Annotated in this window: 14 protein-coding genes; 10 read left to right on the forward strand and 4 right to left on the reverse strand. The window is 46.6% G+C overall.

Annotation, left to right across the window (positions count from 1 at the left end):
- The first annotated feature begins 4 nt into the window (after window positions 1–4).
- The 5 genes from GFS24_RS01335 (at window position 5) to GFS24_RS01355 (ending at window position 8,342) form a co-directional block, all read left to right on the forward strand.
- Window positions 5–1,009 (forward strand): type IX secretion system membrane protein PorP/SprF, encoded by a 1,005-nt coding sequence (locus GFS24_RS01335; protein WP_153657772.1) that lies wholly within the window; start codon window positions 5–7, stop codon window positions 1,007–1,009.
- A gap of 17 nt (window positions 1,010–1,026) precedes the next feature.
- Window positions 1,027–2,835 carry an OmpA family protein gene (locus GFS24_RS01340; protein ID WP_153657773.1) on the forward strand — a complete coding sequence of 603 codons (1,809 nt, stop codon included), beginning with the start codon at window positions 1,027–1,029 and terminating at the stop codon, window positions 2,833–2,835.
- A gap of 153 nt (window positions 2,836–2,988) precedes the next feature.
- A complete protein-coding gene (locus GFS24_RS01345) occupies window positions 2,989–4,269 on the forward strand; it encodes a sensor histidine kinase KdpD (protein WP_153657774.1) in 1,281 nt (426 codons plus the stop codon).
- A gap of 143 nt (window positions 4,270–4,412) precedes the next feature.
- Complete coding sequence (locus GFS24_RS01350) at window positions 4,413–6,773, forward strand: ABC transporter permease (RefSeq protein ID WP_153657775.1); 2,361 nt, start codon at window positions 4,413–4,415, stop codon at window positions 6,771–6,773.
- Between the two features lie 102 nt (window positions 6,774–6,875).
- Window positions 6,876–8,342 carry a Gfo/Idh/MocA family protein gene (locus tag GFS24_RS01355; RefSeq protein WP_253906374.1) on the forward strand — a complete coding sequence of 489 codons (1,467 nt, stop codon included), beginning with the start codon at window positions 6,876–6,878 and terminating at the stop codon, window positions 8,340–8,342.
- Window positions 8,343–8,435: 93 nt separating this feature from the next.
- Here GFS24_RS01355 and GFS24_RS01360 read toward each other — a convergent pair whose 3' ends face one another.
- The gene (locus GFS24_RS01360) at window positions 8,436–9,287 is read right to left on the reverse strand and encodes an AraC family transcriptional regulator (RefSeq protein WP_153657776.1); all 852 of its coding nucleotides are present in this window, start codon (window positions 9,285–9,287) and stop codon (window positions 8,436–8,438) included.
- A gap of 135 nt (window positions 9,288–9,422) precedes the next feature.
- On the opposite strand from GFS24_RS01360, the gene GFS24_RS01365 reads away from it, so the two are divergent.
- Genes GFS24_RS01365 through GFS24_RS01385 form a run of 5 tightly spaced genes read left to right on the forward strand, consistent with a single transcriptional unit; the run spans window position 9,423 to window position 15,761 of the window.
- Window positions 9,423–10,322 (forward strand): dihydrodipicolinate synthase family protein, encoded by a 900-nt coding sequence (locus tag GFS24_RS01365; protein ID WP_153657777.1) that lies wholly within the window; start codon window positions 9,423–9,425, stop codon window positions 10,320–10,322.
- Window positions 10,319–11,734 carry an aldehyde dehydrogenase (NADP(+)) gene (locus GFS24_RS01370; RefSeq protein ID WP_153657778.1) on the forward strand — a complete coding sequence of 472 codons (1,416 nt, stop codon included), beginning with the start codon at window positions 10,319–10,321 and terminating at the stop codon, window positions 11,732–11,734. Before GFS24_RS01365 ends, GFS24_RS01370 begins: the two co-directional genes overlap by 4 nt.
- A gap of 18 nt (window positions 11,735–11,752) precedes the next feature.
- A complete protein-coding gene (locus tag GFS24_RS01375; protein WP_153657779.1) occupies window positions 11,753–12,766 on the forward strand; it encodes a 4-hydroxyproline epimerase in 1,014 nt (337 codons plus the stop codon).
- 16 nt (window positions 12,767–12,782) lie between these two features.
- A complete protein-coding gene (locus tag GFS24_RS01380; protein WP_153657780.1) occupies window positions 12,783–14,030 on the forward strand; it encodes an FAD-binding oxidoreductase in 1,248 nt (415 codons plus the stop codon).
- Window positions 14,031–14,042: 12 nt separating this feature from the next.
- Window positions 14,043–15,761, forward strand: a complete 1,719-nt coding sequence (locus GFS24_RS01385) for a DUF885 family protein (protein WP_153657781.1) — start codon at window positions 14,043–14,045, stop codon at window positions 15,759–15,761.
- Window positions 15,762–16,034: 273 nt separating this feature from the next.
- Here the strand turns inward: GFS24_RS01385 and GFS24_RS01390 are convergent, their stop codons facing one another.
- The 3 genes from GFS24_RS01390 to GFS24_RS01400 form a co-directional block, all read right to left on the reverse strand.
- Window positions 16,035–16,934 carry a DUF6528 family protein gene (locus tag GFS24_RS01390; RefSeq protein ID WP_153657782.1) on the reverse strand — a complete coding sequence of 300 codons (900 nt, stop codon included), beginning with the start codon at window positions 16,932–16,934 and terminating at the stop codon, window positions 16,035–16,037.
- Between the two features lie 194 nt (window positions 16,935–17,128).
- Window positions 17,129–17,686 carry a hypothetical protein gene (locus tag GFS24_RS01395; protein ID WP_153657783.1) on the reverse strand — a complete coding sequence of 186 codons (558 nt, stop codon included), beginning with the start codon at window positions 17,684–17,686 and terminating at the stop codon, window positions 17,129–17,131.
- 157 nt (window positions 17,687–17,843) lie between these two features.
- Window positions 17,844–19,532: a sodium/solute symporter gene (locus tag GFS24_RS01400; RefSeq protein WP_153657784.1), complete on the reverse strand. Its 1,689-nt coding sequence runs from the start codon at window positions 19,530–19,532 to the stop codon at window positions 17,844–17,846.
- Window positions 19,533–19,539 lie beyond the last annotated feature (7 nt).

Below are 19,539 nucleotides of genomic sequence, written 5' to 3' on the forward strand. Positions count from 1 at the left end.
ACTTATGCAGCGCACAATTAAAATTTACATGCTGGTACTGCTGCTTGCCTCGGCAGCACTGCCTTCCCTGGCTCAGCAGAATGTACAGTTCAGCCAGTACATCTTTAATGGCCTGAGTGTGAATCCTGCCTATGCAGGATATAAACAGGATTGGTACGTGAATACCATCTACCGCCATCAATGGGCAGGTTTCCCCGGTGCTCCGCGCACAGGCGGCATTTCCGTGGATGGACTCACCGGTGCCAATGATGGTAAGGTAGGAGTGGGGGCACAGGTGATGTTTGATAAATTAGGTCCGCAGGATGCACTGAGCCTGTACCTCAATTATGCTTACCGGATCCCGCTGGACAATGAAGATACGCGCAGGCTTTGCTTTGGTATCGGAGCAGGTGTTACGCAATATTCCATTGACGGTTCCGCTTTAGCATATGTGGATAGCGATGATGAAGCCATCCCTACCGGCAAAGCCAGCACATGGGTGCCGGATGCACGTTTCGGTGTTTATTATTACACGTCGAAGTTCTATGCAGGCTTATCCGTGATGGACCTTTTCTCCCTGTATACAGATGCTACGAGGTATACCTGGAAAGGCAACAATTACGCGGCCATCCGGAAAACACAGCACGTTTATTTTACAGCAGGTACACTTGTTACCTTATCGCCTGAACTGCAGCTGAAACCTTCCATATTAGTGAAAGAAGATTTTAAAGGGCCCACCAGTGTAGACCTCAATGCCTTCCTGCTCATCAGTGAACGGTTGTGGATAGGAGGTTCTTACCGTACGGATATGAACCTGTGGAATAAACAGAACCTGGATAAAAGCCTCAATCCTGTGAATGCGGCCAGCGCTATGTTAGAGTTCTATGTGAATGAACAATTACGGTTAGGATATGCATATGATATGAACGTGAATAAAATGGCCGGTCAATCTGGCGGGTCACATGAAATATCTATTGGTTTCCTGTTCCCGTCCAGGAAATTTACGTTAACCAATCCCCGTTACTTTTAATTTTAAACTGCCCGATCTTGAAGCGATATTACTTACTCATATTAGTGCTGGCAAGCCTGCAGCTTTCCGCACAGGAACAGAAAAGCGAAACGCGGCTGGCGGATGAAGCATATGCCCGGGAGGAATTTGCAGTAGCCGGCAGCCTGTATCAACGCACGATTGAACATAAAGGGAAACGCGCACCACTGGAATATTTTTTAAAGCTGGCACACAGCTTTACGGAAACCGGTAATTACCGGCAGGCAGCCGGATGGTATGAACAGATCATATTAAGGCCGGATTGTCCTGCTGCTACTTATTTTGCTTATGGGGAAGTATTGAGGAATATGGAAGCGTATGATTCAGCCCGCGTGCAATATCAACGCTTCCATACCTCTAATGCTGATAGTCTTGTGTTAAAAGAAGCAGCCCTGAAAGGTTGTGAGCTGGCAACACAATGGCAGCAGCGAACACCCCGGCTCAGTAAACTGGAAGGCATGAAGGAATTGAACACCAGCTATTCAGAATGGATCAGTGGCGTGGTGAACCAGGGGCTGTTGCTGGTAGGGAATGGCTATCGGAAATTACGATTGAATGACGGATCGGAATCAAACCCGGCTACAGATAAAAGAACGTATCAGCCTTATTATAAAGCATACGTTTATCAGCAATATTCTCAGGGCAATTCTACGATGTACCTGGAATCCATGTTGCCAAAAGTATTAAAGAAATATGATTACCACATTGGCCCTGCCTGTTTCAACAACGCGGAAGATACATTGTATGTAACCGTGAATGAACAGGTGATGCCAAAGGTTGCGAAAAAGAAAGGCGTGATTGGTGTAAGGCGCCTGGCCTTGTACCGCGCGGTGAAACAAAACGATAATTGGTCTCCCCTTGAAATATTGCCTGTTCTGAATATGGACGGGTTTTCATCAAGCCATCCTGTATTAAATCATGATGGTGATGTGCTTTATTTTGTATCTGACCGGCCGGGAGGTATAGGGCAAACAGATATCTGGTATAGCGAAAAACAGCCGGATGGTAGCTGGGGCAAGCCAGTGAATTGCGGTGCACGGTTGAATACAGTAGCTGCTGAAACTTTTCCCACCTTTAATGAAGAAGGCGCTATGTACTTCTCCAGCAAAGGGCATCCCGGCATGGGCGGCTACGATATTTACCGGGCAAAAGGAAGTAAAGCTGAATGGGAGACACCGCTTAATATGCGGGCTCCTTTCAACTCCGGTGCCGATGATATGGGGCTGGTGCTGAAAAGGAATGGATATGAAGGGTTTTTCTCTTCTAACCGTGTAGGAGGAATGGGTTCTGATGATGTGTATCATTTTTTAGATCCTGTTTATTTCAGCAGGCTGGATAACATGATCAATCCTAAGGCGGATAACACTACAGAAACAAATACAAACACCACCGCCACCACTACCACTACACCAAACATAAAAAGAGAACTCACGCCCGAAGAACTTGAGCAGAAACATGCGGTTGAAAAACTCCGCTTCCTCTATGACTTTAATAGCGTAGTCCTCCTGGCGGAATCCCGCAAAACACTGGATTACGTATTAGGCATTATGAAGCAGCACCCGGACTGGAAACTGATGGTACTTTCCTTCACAGACAGCCGCGGCCAGGATGAATACAACCTGGACCTTTCCGCCCTGCGCTGTTACGCCGTAATAGATTACCTGGTAGAAAGAGGCATTTCTTCCAAACGTTTATACTATAAGAACATGGGAGAGGGCTACCCCGTAAACCCCTGCAAGGACGGTGTTCCCTGCACTGAATCACAACAAAGAGAAAACAGGAGGTCCGAGCTGAGGATCATTTACTAATACACACACACCTGAGAAGATCGCTGCCCATCCTGGCGGCGATCTTTCTTTAGCCCCCAACCCCACGCACAAAACTATTTGTGTACTACCCCTCATATATTACCCTTAACATTTCACAAAACGCCAATGCTCTACATTTGATGTACACGTTTTATGAAAAAATTCATCAGAGCAGCATTAAATGCAGGGGTACAGCCTTCTCAGCCTATTGCTGAGCAAAAGCAGGTAAAGTCCCTTAACAAGGGATGCCTGGTGGCGGTGCTATTGGCTTTTTTGCTCGTTATCCTCAATGGTTGCACAGGTTATTATATCCTGGCGGCCACTTATCTTGTGTCCATAGCCTGCACACTGGGCGTTATTGCTTTGCAGAGATACGGTTATTACATCACAGCCCGTTACCTGGCTGTATTGGAGAGCATGGCGCTGTTCACCTTTGTGGCTGTGGCCTATCATAACAGGGTAGAACTATTACTGCTTTTTAATATCCTCACCATTGTATTATTATTTGATAACCCCTGGGAGCGCTATTCACTGGGCGTTTTGAATGTGGCATTGTTCACCTGCACGAGGTTGTATGTGGATACGCATCCTCCGCTGATCAGCGAACTGCCTTTCCTGCGGGAGATCTTCAGTTATGTGGTGGCAGGTACTTTCCTCGGGCTGATCATCGCCAATTACAAAAAAGAGCAGCGGCATAACCGGGAATTGCTGGAACGTGCTAACCGCAAGCTGGCAGGGAAAGCAGAAACGTTGAAGAACCTGAACGAAGTAAAAGAAAAGGTACTTTCTATATTGTCCCACGATCTGCGCCAGCCCCTGGCCAGTATGAAATCTTTAGTAGCATTGTCCGACGATGTGGAACGCAAGCTGTTTAGATCGTTCACCAAAAAAGTAGAAGGCCACCTGGATAATGTATTGCTCAGCCTGGAGAATACCATGCACTGGGCCTACTTTCAGATGAAAGGGATAAAGGCAGCACCTGTCGCCTGTAAAGTAAATGATACCTTACTGCCGCTGAAGATGCAGTTCCAGGAAAGCCTGAAGGAAAAGGAAATAACCCTGTTGATATACGTGTCTGAAGATGCTGTGTTATATGCGGACCCGGAGCACTTTTGCATTATCCTGCGGAACCTTTTATCCAATGCCGTTAAGTACACGCCCAGGGGAGGTATTGTGAGCATTGCCGCCAGGAGAAGGCTGGATTATATGGAGGTAGCCATTACAGATACCGGTATGGGGATAGACAATATGCTGATGAAAAGGCTCTTTGACCTGGAATTACATTTCACCTGTTTTGGAACGGAGAATGAACATGGGGTAGGGCTGGGCCTGCTTGTGGTAAAAGAACTGGCGGAACTGAATAACGGGAGTGTGGAACTTGCCAGCGAAGTGGGGAAAGGTACCACCGCGCTGCTGAACCTTCCCCTTTGCTGAAAGTTGAAACCGGACATACCCTGTACCAAAAGCGGACACTTTCTGCTGCTTTTACTCCTGTAACCAATTCATAATCAATACTCATCAAAATTGGTATGTTTTTGTGGGAAGGATAGGCGATCCATCCCACTTAATTTACTCCTATGTTCAGAAATTATTGCAAGATCGCTTTCAGAAATCTCCTGCGTAACAAGACGTTCTCATTTATTAATATCAGTGGCCTGGTGCTGGGTATGGCCAGCGCTATGCTGATCTTATTATGGATACAGCATGAAGTAAGCTATGATCGCTTCCATCATCACTCAGAACGGCTGTTTGAAGTATGGACGAACAATGTGATAGAAGGAAAGGTACAGTCTAATGTAAATACGCCTGAATTAATGGGGCCGGCTATCACGGCGGACATTCCGGAAGTGGAGGCTGTGTCCCGCTTTGGTGGTGGCGGAGGCTTATTGTTCACTTATGGAGAGAAGCAGATCACAGGTGCCGGGAATTGGGTGGATCCTGCTTTTCTGAAGATCTTCAATTTCCCGCTGGTGGAGGGGGATATTAATACCCTGCTGAATGATCCTTTTAGTATTGTTCTCACACAGCAACTGGCATATAAATTATTCGGGAATGTTTCTGCCCTGGGTAAAGTGTTGCGTGTAGGTACAGATCAGAACTTCACGGTGACGGGCGTGCTGAAAGACCTTCCGGGCAATTCCACTTTTGAGTTTGAATACCTTAACTCCTCTATGTTACGGCAGTCTAAAGGTTTTACAGATAAGGACTGGACGAATGTGGGCCCACGCACTTATGTACTGCTCAAACCCAATGCTTCCCTTGCTGTTGCGAATGATAAATTGAAAGGGATGATCAGTTCCTATAGTAATAAACGTTCCGGCACGGAATCATTTTTGTACCCGGTGAGCCAGGAATATTTATATGGGAAGTTCGAGAATGGTGTGCCGGTGGGCGGCAGGATTGAAAAAGTGCGGATCTTTGCGCTGATCGCAGGCTTTATTTTGCTGATAGCCTGTATCAATTTCATGAACCTCTCTACTGCACGCAGTGAAAAACGCGCTAAAGAAGTAGGCATCCGTAAAGTAGCAGGCGCCAACAAAGAAGCGCTGATAGGCCAGTTCCTGGGAGAATCTTTGCTGATTGCTTTCATAGCAGGCGTGCTGGCTATTTTGACGGTTATACTTGTATTGCCTTCTTTTAATTTATTGATCAATAAAGAACTGATATTTCATTTTAATAAACCGGAATGGTGGCTGGCTGGTGTTGGCTTCATTCTGCTCACAGGTTGCCTGGCGGGTAGTTATCCGGCCTTGTTCCTCTCCCGTTTCAGGCCTGTACAAGTGCTGAAGGGTAGCTTTAAAAATGTGCATGCGCTGGTTACACCCAGAAAAGTACTGGTGGTGTTGCAATTCTCTTTTGCTATCGGTCTTATCATCTGCACGATCATCATCCGGCAACAATTAAAATATGGGCAGGAGCGGGAAACAGGTTATGAACGCAGAAACCTGGTGTACACCTTTATGACAGGAGAGGTGCGTAAAAATTACCAGCTGATCAAAGACGATTTGTTGAATAACGGTTTTGCGGCAGCGGTCACCAAAACCCAAAATCCTATTACGCAGGTATGGAGTACAGGGCTTAGCATGCAATGGAAAGGAAAACCGGAGAATGAAAAAGTGATGGTGAAACGTTATGCTACCGATGGTGATATGGTAAAGACCTTTGGCATGCAACTCGTGCAGGGCAGGGATATTGATGTGAAAGTATATCCTACAGATTCAACAGCTTGCCTGATCAATGAAGCCGCTGTTAAAACAATGGGTTTTGCCAATCCTATAGGTGAGATCATCTTTGATGATCCTCTTCAGTGGCATGTGGTAGGGGTAGTGAAAGATTTTATCTCAGAATCCCCCTATCAGGCTATTAAACCATTTATGGTAAAAGGACCTAAGGAAGGCATGAATGTTTTACACATTAAGTTAGGCGACAAATATACTACAGCGGAAGGACTGGCAGGTGTGGAAGCGGTTTTCAGAAAGTATAATCCTCAATATCCTTTTGATGCGTTCTTTGTGGATGAACAATATGCTAAAAAGTTTGGGGAGCAACAATTCATGACCCGGTTAATAGGATTGTTTTCCGGTCTCGCCATCCTGATCGCCTGCCTTGGTTTACTGGGATTGGCTATATATATGGCGGAGAACAGGACGAAGGAAATAGGCATCCGTAAGGTGATGGGCGCTTCTGTGGCCAGTATCACGCGCTTATTAACGATGGATTTCATGAAACTGGTAGTGGTGGCACTATTGATCGCCTCCCCGGTGGCCTGGTATTTTATGGATCAGTGGCTGGATAATTATAACTACCGGATCCATATGAGCTGGTGGATCTTTGCGTTGGCGGGAATGGCAGCCATTGCCATTGCTTTTCTGACCATTAGTATTCAAACCATCCGTGCTGCCAGTGTCAATCCTATTAAAAGTCTGCGTTTGGATTAAGAGCGAAGGAAATACTGCATTTTTTGACACTCATCAAATAAAGCGCTGGAAAGTTTAAAAAATTACTATTTTAACCTCCTTAAAGTCTACTCTAAAGCTTTTATGATGAGTTCAAATCGCAGAAACTTCCTCCGTCAGCTGGCGGTAGGTACAGGAGCCCTTGCAGCGGGTATCCCTTCATTTGCTTCTTCCCCCACTGCACCAAGTGACCGGGAATTGAGGCAGGCACTGGACCAGTCCAACAAACAGCAGCGTTTTAACATGAGCGGCTACGCCGCACCGAAGATCGACAAAGTACGTATTGGCTTTATTGGCCAGGGTATGCGTGGTCCCGGTGCCGTTCAACGGATGTCTTTCATAGACGGCGTTGAAATTGTTGCCTTGTGCGACCTGTTGCCGGAACGCGCCACTAAATCTAACAAGATAGTGACGAAATCCGGAAGGCCTGCCGCCAAAGAATATTCCGGTCAGAATGGCTGGAAGGAAATGATTGACAAAGAAAAGCTGGACCTGGTGTACATCACCACACCATGGGAATGGCACACGCCGATGGCGCTCTATGCTATGGAGCATGGCGCACATGCTGCTTCTGAAGTGCCTATCGCTTTAACTTTGGAAGATTGCTGGAAACTGGTGGAAACATCCGAGCGCACTAAAAAGCATTGTATGATGCTGGAAAACTGCTGCTATGATTTCTTCGAGCTGCTTACCCTCAACATGGCCCGCCAGGGTATGTTTGGTGAACTGGTACATGCAGAAGGTGCGTACATCCATGATCTGCGCGACCTGAACTTCTCCAAAACCGGTTATCAGAACATGTGGAGGCTCCGCATGAATGGTAAACACAAAGCCAACCTGTATCCTACACACGGTCTCGGTCCTATTGCACAATGCCTGGACATTAACCGCGGGGATAAAATGGATTACCTGGTGTCTGTAGCTACCAACGACTTCATGATGAACAACATCGCGAAGGAAAGAGCGGCTACCGATCCTTTCTATAAAGAATTTGTGGATCTGCCTTACCGTGGCAACATGAGTACTACCACTATCAAAACGAATAAGGGTAAGACCATGATGATCCAGCACGACGTTACTTCTCCCCGTCCATATTCCCGCATCCACCTGATCAGCGGTACTAAAGGAGTAGCATCCAAATGGCCTGATCCGGAACGTATCGCATTCGGCCATGAATGGATCAAGGAAGAAGAACTGAAAAAACTGTATGACCAATACACACCTGAGATCATCCGCAAAATTGGAGACCTGGCTAAACAGGTGGGTGGCCACGGCGGTATGGACTTTATGATGGACTGGCGTTTGATCGACTGTCTGCGTAACGGCCTGCCACTGGATCAGGATGTATATGACGCTGCTGCATGGAGCTGTATTGTGCCATTGACAGAAAAGTCAATTGCCAACCGTGGTAACAGCGTTGATGTTCCTGACTTCACAAGAGGTTCCTGGAAAACCAATAAACAAGTTGAACTGACACTGAAAGGTGGTGGTACTACGGGTGTGATCGGTGTGGAAAAGAAAGGTGAATCCAAACAACTGAACGTACATTAATATTTTGTGAGAATGCTGTTTATGATAAGCGAACAGCAGAACCTGCTTACTTTATAAGAACGCGCTGTGAATGATAAGCAAACAGCGCGTTCTTTATTTCTCCAACTCCCGGATATACTCCCGCGGCGCTCTGCCGGTGATGGTTTTAAATACCCTGTTGAAAGTAGCAATGCTGTTAAACCCGCTCTGATAAGCAATCGTAGATATATTATCGTTGATACCGCCGGATAATTTCTTACAGGCTTCATGGATCCTTACTTCATTGAGGAAAGTAATGAAGGTAAGGCGGGTATGTTTCTTGAAGTATCGGCAAAATGCCTGTGGCGTCATGTTGGCGTGCCTGGCAATATCTTCCAGCATGATATCAGAATCGTAATGTTTCATGATATAATCATAGATAGCGCCGATGCGGATCCCTTCCTGATCGTTCACACTGGAAAGGCGTGAACCGGAAACCAATGGTATGAGGTCCGGCAGCGGCTGCAGGAAGTTCAGCATCAGGATGAAGTTCATGAATTGCCTCGCACCCTGCGACTGATCTATGCGCAGCATCAGTTCTGATAATTCGGTAACGTATATTTCAGGTACTTTGAAACCGTTCGGATATTTATGGATGAAGGTGCTGATCTTCTTTAGTTCTGTTAATTCAAATATGGTAGCCAGTTTGCCGTTGGGATTGAAGAATAACGTTAACGATTCAACGTTGTCTTCGCTGGCATCGCTTTTAAATACATGCGGTTGATTGCTGGCTATCCAGAATATTTCGTTGGTCCGGAAGGTTTGCATACTGTTTTCTGCAATGAGCGTACCCGTTCCTTTCTGCACCCAGGTGAGCTGAATTTCATCATGCCGGTGCAGGTGAGGATAGAAGAAAGGCAATTGCTCTTGCTGCACGATAATGTTCTTGTCGTGCGCTACGGGTATTGTGAACTGCAATACTTTCATGGCTCACAATTTAAGCAAATTTTACCCTTATTCGGAAAAACATCCTTTCAATTGATCAAAATATGAGCATAAATGATTAAAAACCGCAGGCTACGCCATGTGTAATCCCGGTATTTTTGAAAAAAAATGTAAGCGATGGCAATTATCTGGAAGGGAGTATTTCCCGCACTCACAACTAAGTTCACAGCAGCGGATGAACTGGATCTTTCATTATTCAGCAAGAACCTTGATGCGCAGCTGGAAGCTGGTGTGGAGGGAATTATACTGGGCGGCTCATTAGGAGAGGCCAGCGTGATCACTACGGAAGAAAAAGCCACCCTTGTAAAACATGCCGTGAAACAGATAGGAGGCAAGGTGCCGGTGGTGATCAATATTGCAGAAGGCGCTACGCGGGAAGCCCTGCGGCAGGCCGCCCTGGCAGAAGAATGGGGCGCCGGCGGACTCATGTTATTGCCCCCCATGCGTTACAAATCTGATGCGAGAGAAACCGTGGAGTATTTCCGGACCATTGCACAGTCCACCAGCCTGCCTATAATGTTATATAACAACCCGGTGGATTATAAAACAGAGATCACGCTGGACATGTTCGAGGAACTGGCTGCCGTGAAGAACATTGAAGCGGTAAAGGAATCCACGAGGGATGTAACAAATGTGATCCGCATGCAAAATCGATTTGGCGACCGTTATAAGATCCTCTGCGGCGTAGACACCTTAACCCTCGAGGAATTGGTCACCGGCGCAGATGGTCTCGTAGCAGGGCTTGTATGTGCCTTCCCGGCGGAAACGGTTACACTCTACAAACTGATCAAAGCCGGTAAGATCCAGGAGGCGCTGCCACTTTACAGGTGGTTCATGCCTTTGCTGGAACTGGATATTCATCCTAAACTGGTACAATATATTAAGCTGGCAGAAACGCAGGCCGGAATAGGCAGTGAATATGTAAGGGCGCCCAGGCTCACGCTGGTAGGGGAAGAAAGGAAACGTATCCTGGGTGTAATTGATCACGCCATCGCAACAAGACCAAAATTAGCATGAGCCAGATAGCAGAGATCATGCAGCAAACACAGGCTGCATTTGAAGTGTATAGTAAAACAACGCCTGCACAACGGGCTGGGTTTCTTCAGCACATAGCAGAAGCAATAGAAGCGAAACGGGAACAGCTGGTGGCAAAGGCACATGAAGAAACGCATCTGCCATTACCCCGCCTGAACAATGAGATCACCCGTACTACCGGCCAGCTGAAAATGTTTGCGGCTTATATTACGGAAGGCAGCTGGGTAGCCGCGGCCATCGATAATTTACCTGGCAAACCGGATACCCGTAAAATGCTGGTACCCATTGGCCCGGTAGTAGTATTTGGTGCGAGTAATTTCCCTTTTGCTTTTTCAACAGCGGGAGGGGATACGGCCAGTGCACTGGCTTCCGGTTCCACAGTCGTGGTAAAAGGGCACTCTGCACACGCGGGTACTTCTTTGCTGGTGAATGATGCTATCCAGGAAGCGATCCGTTTATCCGGCATGCCGGAACATACTTTGCAGCATGTGTTGGGGCCTGGTAATTCAACCGGCAAAGAACTGGTGCTGCACGCATACACAACTGGTGTTGGTTTCACCGGTTCTTTCAGTGGCGGTACTGCTTTGATGCGGTATGCTGCGGAAAGGGAAAAGCCCATTCCTGTGTTTGCAGAAATGAGTAGCATAAATCCGGTTGTATTATTGCCGGATACCTTAACGCAAAATGCAGCAGCGCTGGCTAAGAAACTGGCAGGATCTATTACATTGGGCATGGGACAGTTCTGTACCAACCCGGGTTTACTGCTGGGGATTGAAGGTCCCGGGCTGGAGGAATTTCTTTCTAAATTAGGAGAAGAGATAACCCAGGTAACAGGACAACCGATGCTGCACGAAGGCATCTATTCAAACTATAAAGAAAACCTCTCCTCAAAATCATCACACATCGCATATAGAGGAAGCGGAGAACCAACTCCTGCCATCGCCACCGTAAGTGCAGCAGAGTTTCTAAATAACCCTCATCTCAGAGAAGAAGTCTTTGGCCCCTTCTCCCTGTTAGTGGTTTGTGCAGATAAAGCAGGGTTGAAAAACACCCTCCAAAGCATTAAAGGACAACTCACTGCTACTATAATGGGCACTGATAAAGACCTTGTTGAAAACACGGATATCATCGCCCTGCAAACATCCCTGGCGGGCAGAGTGATCATCAATGATGTGCCCACCGGTGTAGAAGTGAACAGCAGCATGGTACACGGCGGACCTTTTCCGGCCACTTCTGATGCCCGTTTTACTTCCGTAGGCACCAGTGCCATACAAAGATGGGTGCGGCCTGTTTGCTTCCAGGGTTTCCCGGACGCCCTGCTACCCGAAGAGTTACAAAATGCCAACCCCCGCGGAATATGGCGTACCGTGAACAATGAGTGGAAGAATTCATAATTTTATTACTTTAGAAAGATGAAGCCTGCGCGTAAAAAGACCTTTTTCTGTATTGATGCACATACCTGTGGCAACCCGGTTCGCGTAGTAGCAGGGGGAGGACCCGCCCTCACCGGCAATAACATGAGCGAAAAACGCCAGCACTTCCTGGAAGAATTCGACTGGATCCGTAAAGGGCTAATGTTTGAACCCCGTGGCCACGACATGATGAGTGGCAGCATATTGTATGCGCCCCATGATCCGCAGAATGATGTGGCGGTGCTGTTCATTGAAACAAGCGGCTGCCTGCCCATGTGCGGCCATGGCACTATCGGTACCATTACTATTGCTATCGAAGAAGGATTACTGTTGCCTAAAACACATGGTACCGTTCGCATGGAAGCCCCGGCAGGACTGGTCAATATCTCATACACCACCATCGGTAATAAAGTGAAAACCGTAAAGCTCACCAATGTACCTTCTTATCTGGAAGCTACTGAGTTAACAGTAGATTGTCCGGAGCTGGGAGAGTTGGTATTTGATGTATCCTACGGCGGTAATTTCTACGCCATCGTAGATGTACAAAAGAACTTTGCCGGCCTGGAACATTATAGTGCAGATAAGCTCATCAGCTGGGCGAGGGAGATTAGAAAAAGGATCAATGAAAAATATACTTTCGTTCATCCGGATGATCCTACCATCAATGGCTGCTCACATGTATTATGGACAGGCGCTGTGCTGGATCCAACATCCACTGCACGTAATGCCGTGTTCTACGGTGATAAGGCCATAGACCGTTCTCCCTGTGGTACAGGTACTTCCGCCCGTATGGCACAATGGTATGCAAAAGGGAAATTGAAGAAAGGGGATGAGTTCATTCATGAAAGTATCATCGGCTCCCGTTTCACCGGCCGCATTGAAGAAGAAACATCAGTAGCCGGGAAACCCGCTATCCGTCCGAGTATTGAAGGATGGGCCAGGATCTATGGATATAATACGATCAGTATTGATCCGGAAGATGATCCTTATGCATATGGTTTCCAGGTATTGTAAGTATAAAAAATAAAGCATGAAATGTACTGTTATCGGCGGTGGGATCATTGGCTTAAGCTCCGCTTATTTTCTGCAGGAAAGCGGATGGGATGTAACGATCATTGATAAAGGCGATTTCTCCAATAATTGCTCCTACGGCAATGCAGGTTATGTATGCCCCAGCCATTTTGTACCCATGGCTACACCCGGTATTGTAAAGCAGGGTTTGAAATGGATGCTCAATGCACAAAGCCCTTTTTATGTGAAACCAAGGTTGAGTATGGACCTGATCGACTGGGGATTGAAATTCATCCGCAGCGCCAATGCAGCACATGTGGAAAGAAGCGCAGTACCGCTGCGGGATATTGCCGTACTCAGCAAAGGATGGTACGAAGAATGGCTGCGCCAGCCCGCCTTTGATTTTGCCTATGAACAGAAAGGCCTGCTGGATCTTTTCCAGTCAGAAGCGAATGCATTACATGCACATCATACCGTAGAAAAAGCCCTGGAACTTGGCCTGGATGCAGAATACCTGAACGCTGAGCAGGTGCAGGCCATGGAGCCACAAACAAAACTGAACATCAGGGGAGCTGTGTATTTCAAATGTGATGCACATCTCTATCCCAATAAACTCATGCATAACTTATTAGCGTATCTGCGCTCTAAAAGTAATGTCACCTTTGTACCCGAACAGGAAGTAGAAGGCATAGAAAAAGAACAGGGAAAGATCAAACGTGTGAAAACACGGCAAGGTGTATACGAAACAGATATGCTTGTGATCGCTACCGGCTCTTGGAGCCGTGAGATGGCAGCATTGGTAGATGTAAAACTGCCCATGGCCGCAGGCAGAGGATATTCCATCACATATGAGGATGCTCCTTATAAATTGAATCATCCCGCTATCCTCATGGAAGGAAGAGTAGCTGTAACACCCATGAATGGCAACAAGATCCGTTTTGGCGGCACCATGGAGATCACTTCACTGAACGCACCACCGGATATGAACAGGGTAAAAGGTATTCTGAGATCCGTGAAGAACTTTATGCCGGAATATGATATTCCCCTGCCGCCGAAAGAGCAGGTATGGTTCGGCTACCGCCCCTGTTCAGCAGATGGCCTGCCTTATATCGGAAGATTAAAACGCATTCATAATTGTATACTGGCTACAGGGCATTCCATGCTGGGGTTGAGCCTTGGCGCAGGTACCGGAAAGCTGGTAAGTGAACTGGCGAATGAACAAACCCTTAGTATGGATATCACTCCTTTTGCTCCTGAACGTTTCTAAACCCTTTTGATCATGAGAAAATCCTTATGCTGTATCTGTTTGCTGTTGATGCAGTTTGCTACCTATGCACAATCGCAGGACACTGACCTGTATAATCAAACCAGTGAAGTGAATAACATCATGGTGCAATATTATGCAGACAGAGGCGCACTGAACCGCTTTTATTTTGTCCGCAATTCTCCGGAACGCAGAGAAAAGATGACGGCGTTGCAGGAGCAATATCTGCAGCGGCTTTCCAAACTGGATTATGCCAAACTGCCGGTAGGTTCCGCAGTGGATTACGTTTTATTCCGGCGGGATCTGAAGGATGAACAGTTCCAGCTGGATCAGGAGGCAAAGGAGTATAAGGGTGTGCAGCAATGGTTCCCATTCGCAGAGAGATTGTATGCGGTGGAGAGGCTTCGCCGCCGGGGCGCTGCGCCGGATGCCGAAAAGCTGGCCGCAGAATTGAACACGCTGGTGAAAGATGTAATAGCTGCTAAAGTGTTATTAAAGAAAGACAGCTCGCTGCCATTACCACTCAGCCGCAGGGCTGCCGGTGTGGCAAAAGGTATGCAGTCTGCCATCAAAAGCACCTTTGATTTTTACAATGGTTATGATCCCTTATTCACCTGGTGGATCCCTGCGCCTTACAAGCGGCTGGATAGTCTGCTAAATGATTACGCCAACATACTCACCAGCAAAGGAAAGAATGCCGTGTCCCAGAAAGATGACGGTAGTGGTATCATCGGTAATCCCATTGGCAGGGAAGAACTGATCCGGCAGTTACAGGAGGAAATGATCCCGTATACACCGGAAGATCTGATCTCCATCGCCAATAAAGAATTTGCCTGGTGTGATGCAGAGATGCTGAAAGCTTCTAAAGAGATGGGGTTTGGTGATAACTGGAAAGCTGCCATGGAGAAAATAAAGAACGCATACGTGCCGCCATCCAAACAACCGGAGGCCATGATGAAGTTGTACAATGAATCGCTGGACTTTATTAAGAAACATAACCTGATCACGATACCACCACTGGCAGAAGAAACCTGGCGGATGAGCATGATGGCACCGGAACGTCAGCTGGTGAGCCCGTTCTTTTTGGGCGGAGAGGAATTCATTATTTCCTATCCCACCAATACCATGCAGCATGATGATAAAATGATGAGCATGCGGGGGAACAATCCTCATTTCTCCAGGGCCACCGTACATCATGAATTACTGGCCGGCCATGCCATGCAGCAGTTCATGAACGATCGCTACAGATCCTACCGTCAGTTTAATACCCCTTTCTGGACGGAAGGCTGGGCATTATACTGGGAGCGTTTACTGTGGGACCTCAAATTCCCCGTAACCCCGGAAGATCGTATGGGTATGCTCTTCTGGCGGATGCACCGCTGCGCAAGGATCATCTTTTCCCTCAGTTATCATACCAATAAATGGACACCCCAACAATGCATCGATTTCCTGGTGGATCGTGTAAATCATGAAAGGGCCAATGCGGAAGGAGAAGTACGCCGTTCCTTTACAGGTGGTTATGGTCCCTTGTATCAGATCGCTTATATGATAGGAGGTTTGCAGTTTGAGGCGCTAAAGAAAGAACTGGTAGATGGTGGTAAGATGACGTACCAGCAATTCCATGATGCCATCATCCGGGAGAATGCCATGCCGGTGGAGATGGTGAGAGCGCTGTTATTGAAGCAGGCACCAAAGAAGGATTTTATTACGAACTGGAAGTTTTATAAGTTATAAAAAGCGCCTCCTCCCAAAAAAGGGGGCCGGAATTTTGCCGCGCAGCAGAGGGCGGAGTTTTTTTCTTTTTTGGGAGGAGGAGGCTTATTATATTATTCTAAAATATGTGACTCGTTATTTGCCTGGGCAGGGGTGGTATAATAGGGGATTAAGGCTGATGCAAGGCCATTGAAAGGCTGATAGAGGCTGTCACGAGGCCTTGCAAGGCCAATCCAAGGCCGATCCAAGGCCGCAAAAGGCCAGTAAGGAAATTAAAAAAGGCTGGCGGTGATATTATTTGCAAACACGCACCTCATCATTCGCCGGATAACTGAACTTATTTTCCAGGAACCATCTCGCCTTATATATCCTCAATCCTTTCTGACTAAACACCGGCTTCCCCTGTGCATCCAATACTTCATTAGACCACCAGGATTCATTAGGCTGCAGTACAATAGTAGGATAACCCGCAGGCCCCGATGACACGCTCTTTATTGAACGTTGAATTATATCCGCTTGTTTAAGCTGCTTGGTAGCAATATCAAATTTATATACACCACCATTATTCGTCAGCCACAAAGCATCTTCCCCATAAACAGGAAAAAGATCATGTGCCTCATGCCCTGGTAATTCAATGGAATCTTTCAAAACAAGGTCAGGCTGATCGCAGTTAAAATTATAAGTAAAGGATTTTAGCTTACTCAGGCCAGCAGACCATAATACCTGCCGTTTTTGATCCCACACCACATTATGCCCAAATTCAATGAACACTTTTTTGGTATATACATTCTCCGGAAAATGGAGCGTGTCTACCTTAAACAGCATCAGGAAATTACCTGTACTGGAGGCCGTAACAATATTCCCATCCGGCAGTAATTCAGCGGAGTGGGTATTACCGCCTGCATAAGCGTAGAATACCGTTTTCTTGTCCGCAATACGGATCAATGCCACGCCACCGCCGGAAGCCACGGTAAGGATATATTTGCCATTGTACACCAGTTTGGCATCACTTACACTGGAAAACCATTTTACATGTTCCGGTTTCACATTGGAAGCCGCAGGTTTCCAATCCCAAGTGATCTTTTGAGTATTTACATCAGCAATAGCTACGCGGTGTTCAGATTGTTCAGCAAGAATAATGCTGGTATCTGGTTGGGCAATTATGCTGCCGATGATCATTAGTGCACTTATCATGACGGCATAGGTACAAACTTTTTCTATGAAATAAAAGAACGGGGGAGGGCCCCCGTTTTAAATCTTCGTTAATTCGCTTTTTTCAGATTTCTCCGTTAATTCGATCTCTTATCCCTCTCCAATTCTCCTGTTAGTTCGTTTTTTTTTTAGTTTTCTTCAATTCTGCCGACCTTTCATCCCTCTTCAATCCTCCCTTAATTCGCTTTCTTAGCCTTCTTCAGTTCCTCAGCCAGTTTTGCATGTTCGCTCTCCAGCTTTTTCTGTTTCTTCGCATGTTCTTCAGCCGCCTTTTTGGCTTTCTCCAGTTCGGCTTCCTTCTCCTCAATCTCATCGTTGTAACTCGCAACGTCTGTCGCAAATTCATTCAGAAATTGCTTCATCTTTTCCATGGTAGCAGCGTCAGAACTGCTACTTACAAAGTTATCATACCCCTTTGCAGCAAGCAGTGATACGATAGCGCCTTTCTTTTTACTCTCTACTTTTACATAAACATCCAGCTTTTCAGATGAAACTTCCGGCCAGCTTACGCCTTTGTATGTTAAGAACCCCTGCTGCTTTCGCTGTTTACCTAATCCTTCCTTTTCTAATTTAATGGTTAACGCCTTCTCTACGATCTCTTCGGGATAATCATAAGTGGCAATAGCTGCGCTGTTTTCAGCTTTCATAATTTTGACGGCCCCTTCCGATGCATTTTGTGCTTTCAATAGCAAGGGAGATGCAATGATGGCCATTGCGGTTAGTGCTTTTTTCATGGGTTAATGCTTTTATTGCCCGGTATATTTCAACTTCCATACCAGTATTATAAAAACCATTAACATATACAAGTTTGATATAGTGCGTTATTTTCTATTATGTGTGAAAACAACAGTAATGACGCGGCATCCCGCTGAAAAAAGCACCTAAAAAAATCTACCAGAATTTTGCATACAAAGCCGTGAGGATCACCAATGTTAACACAATCATTACAATGGTAGCGGGCTTCAGTTTGAACATCGTCTTATCCAGTTCAAAAGCCTTCGGATTTACTTTTGGCCCGGCAAGGCTGAGCAGTACCATTACGATCATGGTGAATAAAAAGGAGAGTCCCATACAGATGAGGAAAGGGATCGTAAAGCCACCTTTCCCATCAGGATACGCGGTATAGAACCAGGTATTTATCCCAAATAACTTTATAGCAAAACTGTTGAAGAAAACAGAGAGCAGGAATCCCGTAAGTACACCCGCAATGGCAGCCGTCCCTGTTGTCCTCTTCCAGAACATACCCAGGATGAACATCGCAAATACCCCCGGACTGATAAACCCGGTATATTTCTGGATAAAAGTAAACCCTCCTTCACCGCCAATACCCAGGAGATCTTCCCAGGTAAAGATCACAGAAATGAGCATGGCCACAAAAATGGTAGCCCTGCCTATCCATACCAGTTTCTTTTCATCCGCTTCTTTATTGAAGTATTTTTTATAGATGTCCAGTGTGAAAATAGTAGAGATGCTATTGGCCTTACCTGCCAGTGAAGCCACAATAGCGGCCGTTAGCGCAGCAATGGATAATCCTTTCAGTCCATTGGGGAGAAAACCCAGGATGGCAGAATAAGCACCGTCTTTACTACCACCTTCCAGTTGCGGAAGGTGACCATTTTTGTATAACACATACGCTGCAATACCTGGCAGCATTACGATAACCGGCATCATCAGTTTGAGGAAACCCGCAAAGAGGATCCCTGTGCGGGCTGTTTCCAGGTTAGCACCCAGTGCCCGTTGTGTGATGTATTGATTGCAACCCCAGTAGTTGAGGTTCACGATCCACTGGCCGGCAAAATACATGGCAATACCGGGAAGTACTACATACCTGTCAATCTCCAGCTGAGAAGATTGCGCCGTAGGTTTCGGCAGGATCATTTTAAAATGTTCCGGTGCATCTTTCATCAGTACTTTAAAACCCGCGAGCGCATCACTGCCCAGGCCGAATTTTTCAGATACCATGGTGAGGGCAAGATAAGTAGTAGCGAGGCCACCAATGATCAGCACCGCCACCTGGATCACATCCGTATACCCGATCACTTTCATCCCACCCAGGGTAATGATCAATGCAAAGATGGCCAGCCCCAGCATGATAACATGCAGGTACTCTCCGCCGGCAAGACCATTAATGGCCACTGCCCCGAGATAGAGGATAGAAGTAAGATTCACGAACACATAGAGGAACAACCAGAACACCGCCATGATCAGCGCTACCGTTTCATTATACCGCATCTTCAGGAATTGCGGCATCGTATAGATCTTGTTCTTCAGGTACACCGGAATGAACCACACCGCAATAATGATCAGTGCTATGGCAGCGATCCATTCATAAGCTGCCACTGCAATGCCTACAAAGAACCCTTCGCCACTCATGCCAATGAACTGCTCCGCAGAAATATTGGAAGCAATGAGGGATGCGCCGATGGCCCACCAGGTAAGGGAACCCTCAGCGAGGAAGAAATCTGTTGTACTTGCGGTAGCCTTGCGTTTTCTGCGGTAGATCCAGTAACCAAAAGAAGAAACAAGCAGGAAATAGGCGATAAATACAAGATAGTCTGATAATGCCAGGTTGTTGTTCATAACGTGT

Origin of the sequence: Chitinophaga sp. SYP-B3965, assembly GCF_009647655.1 — a bacterium.
Lineage (GTDB): Bacteria > Bacteroidota > Bacteroidia > Chitinophagales > Chitinophagaceae > Chitinophaga.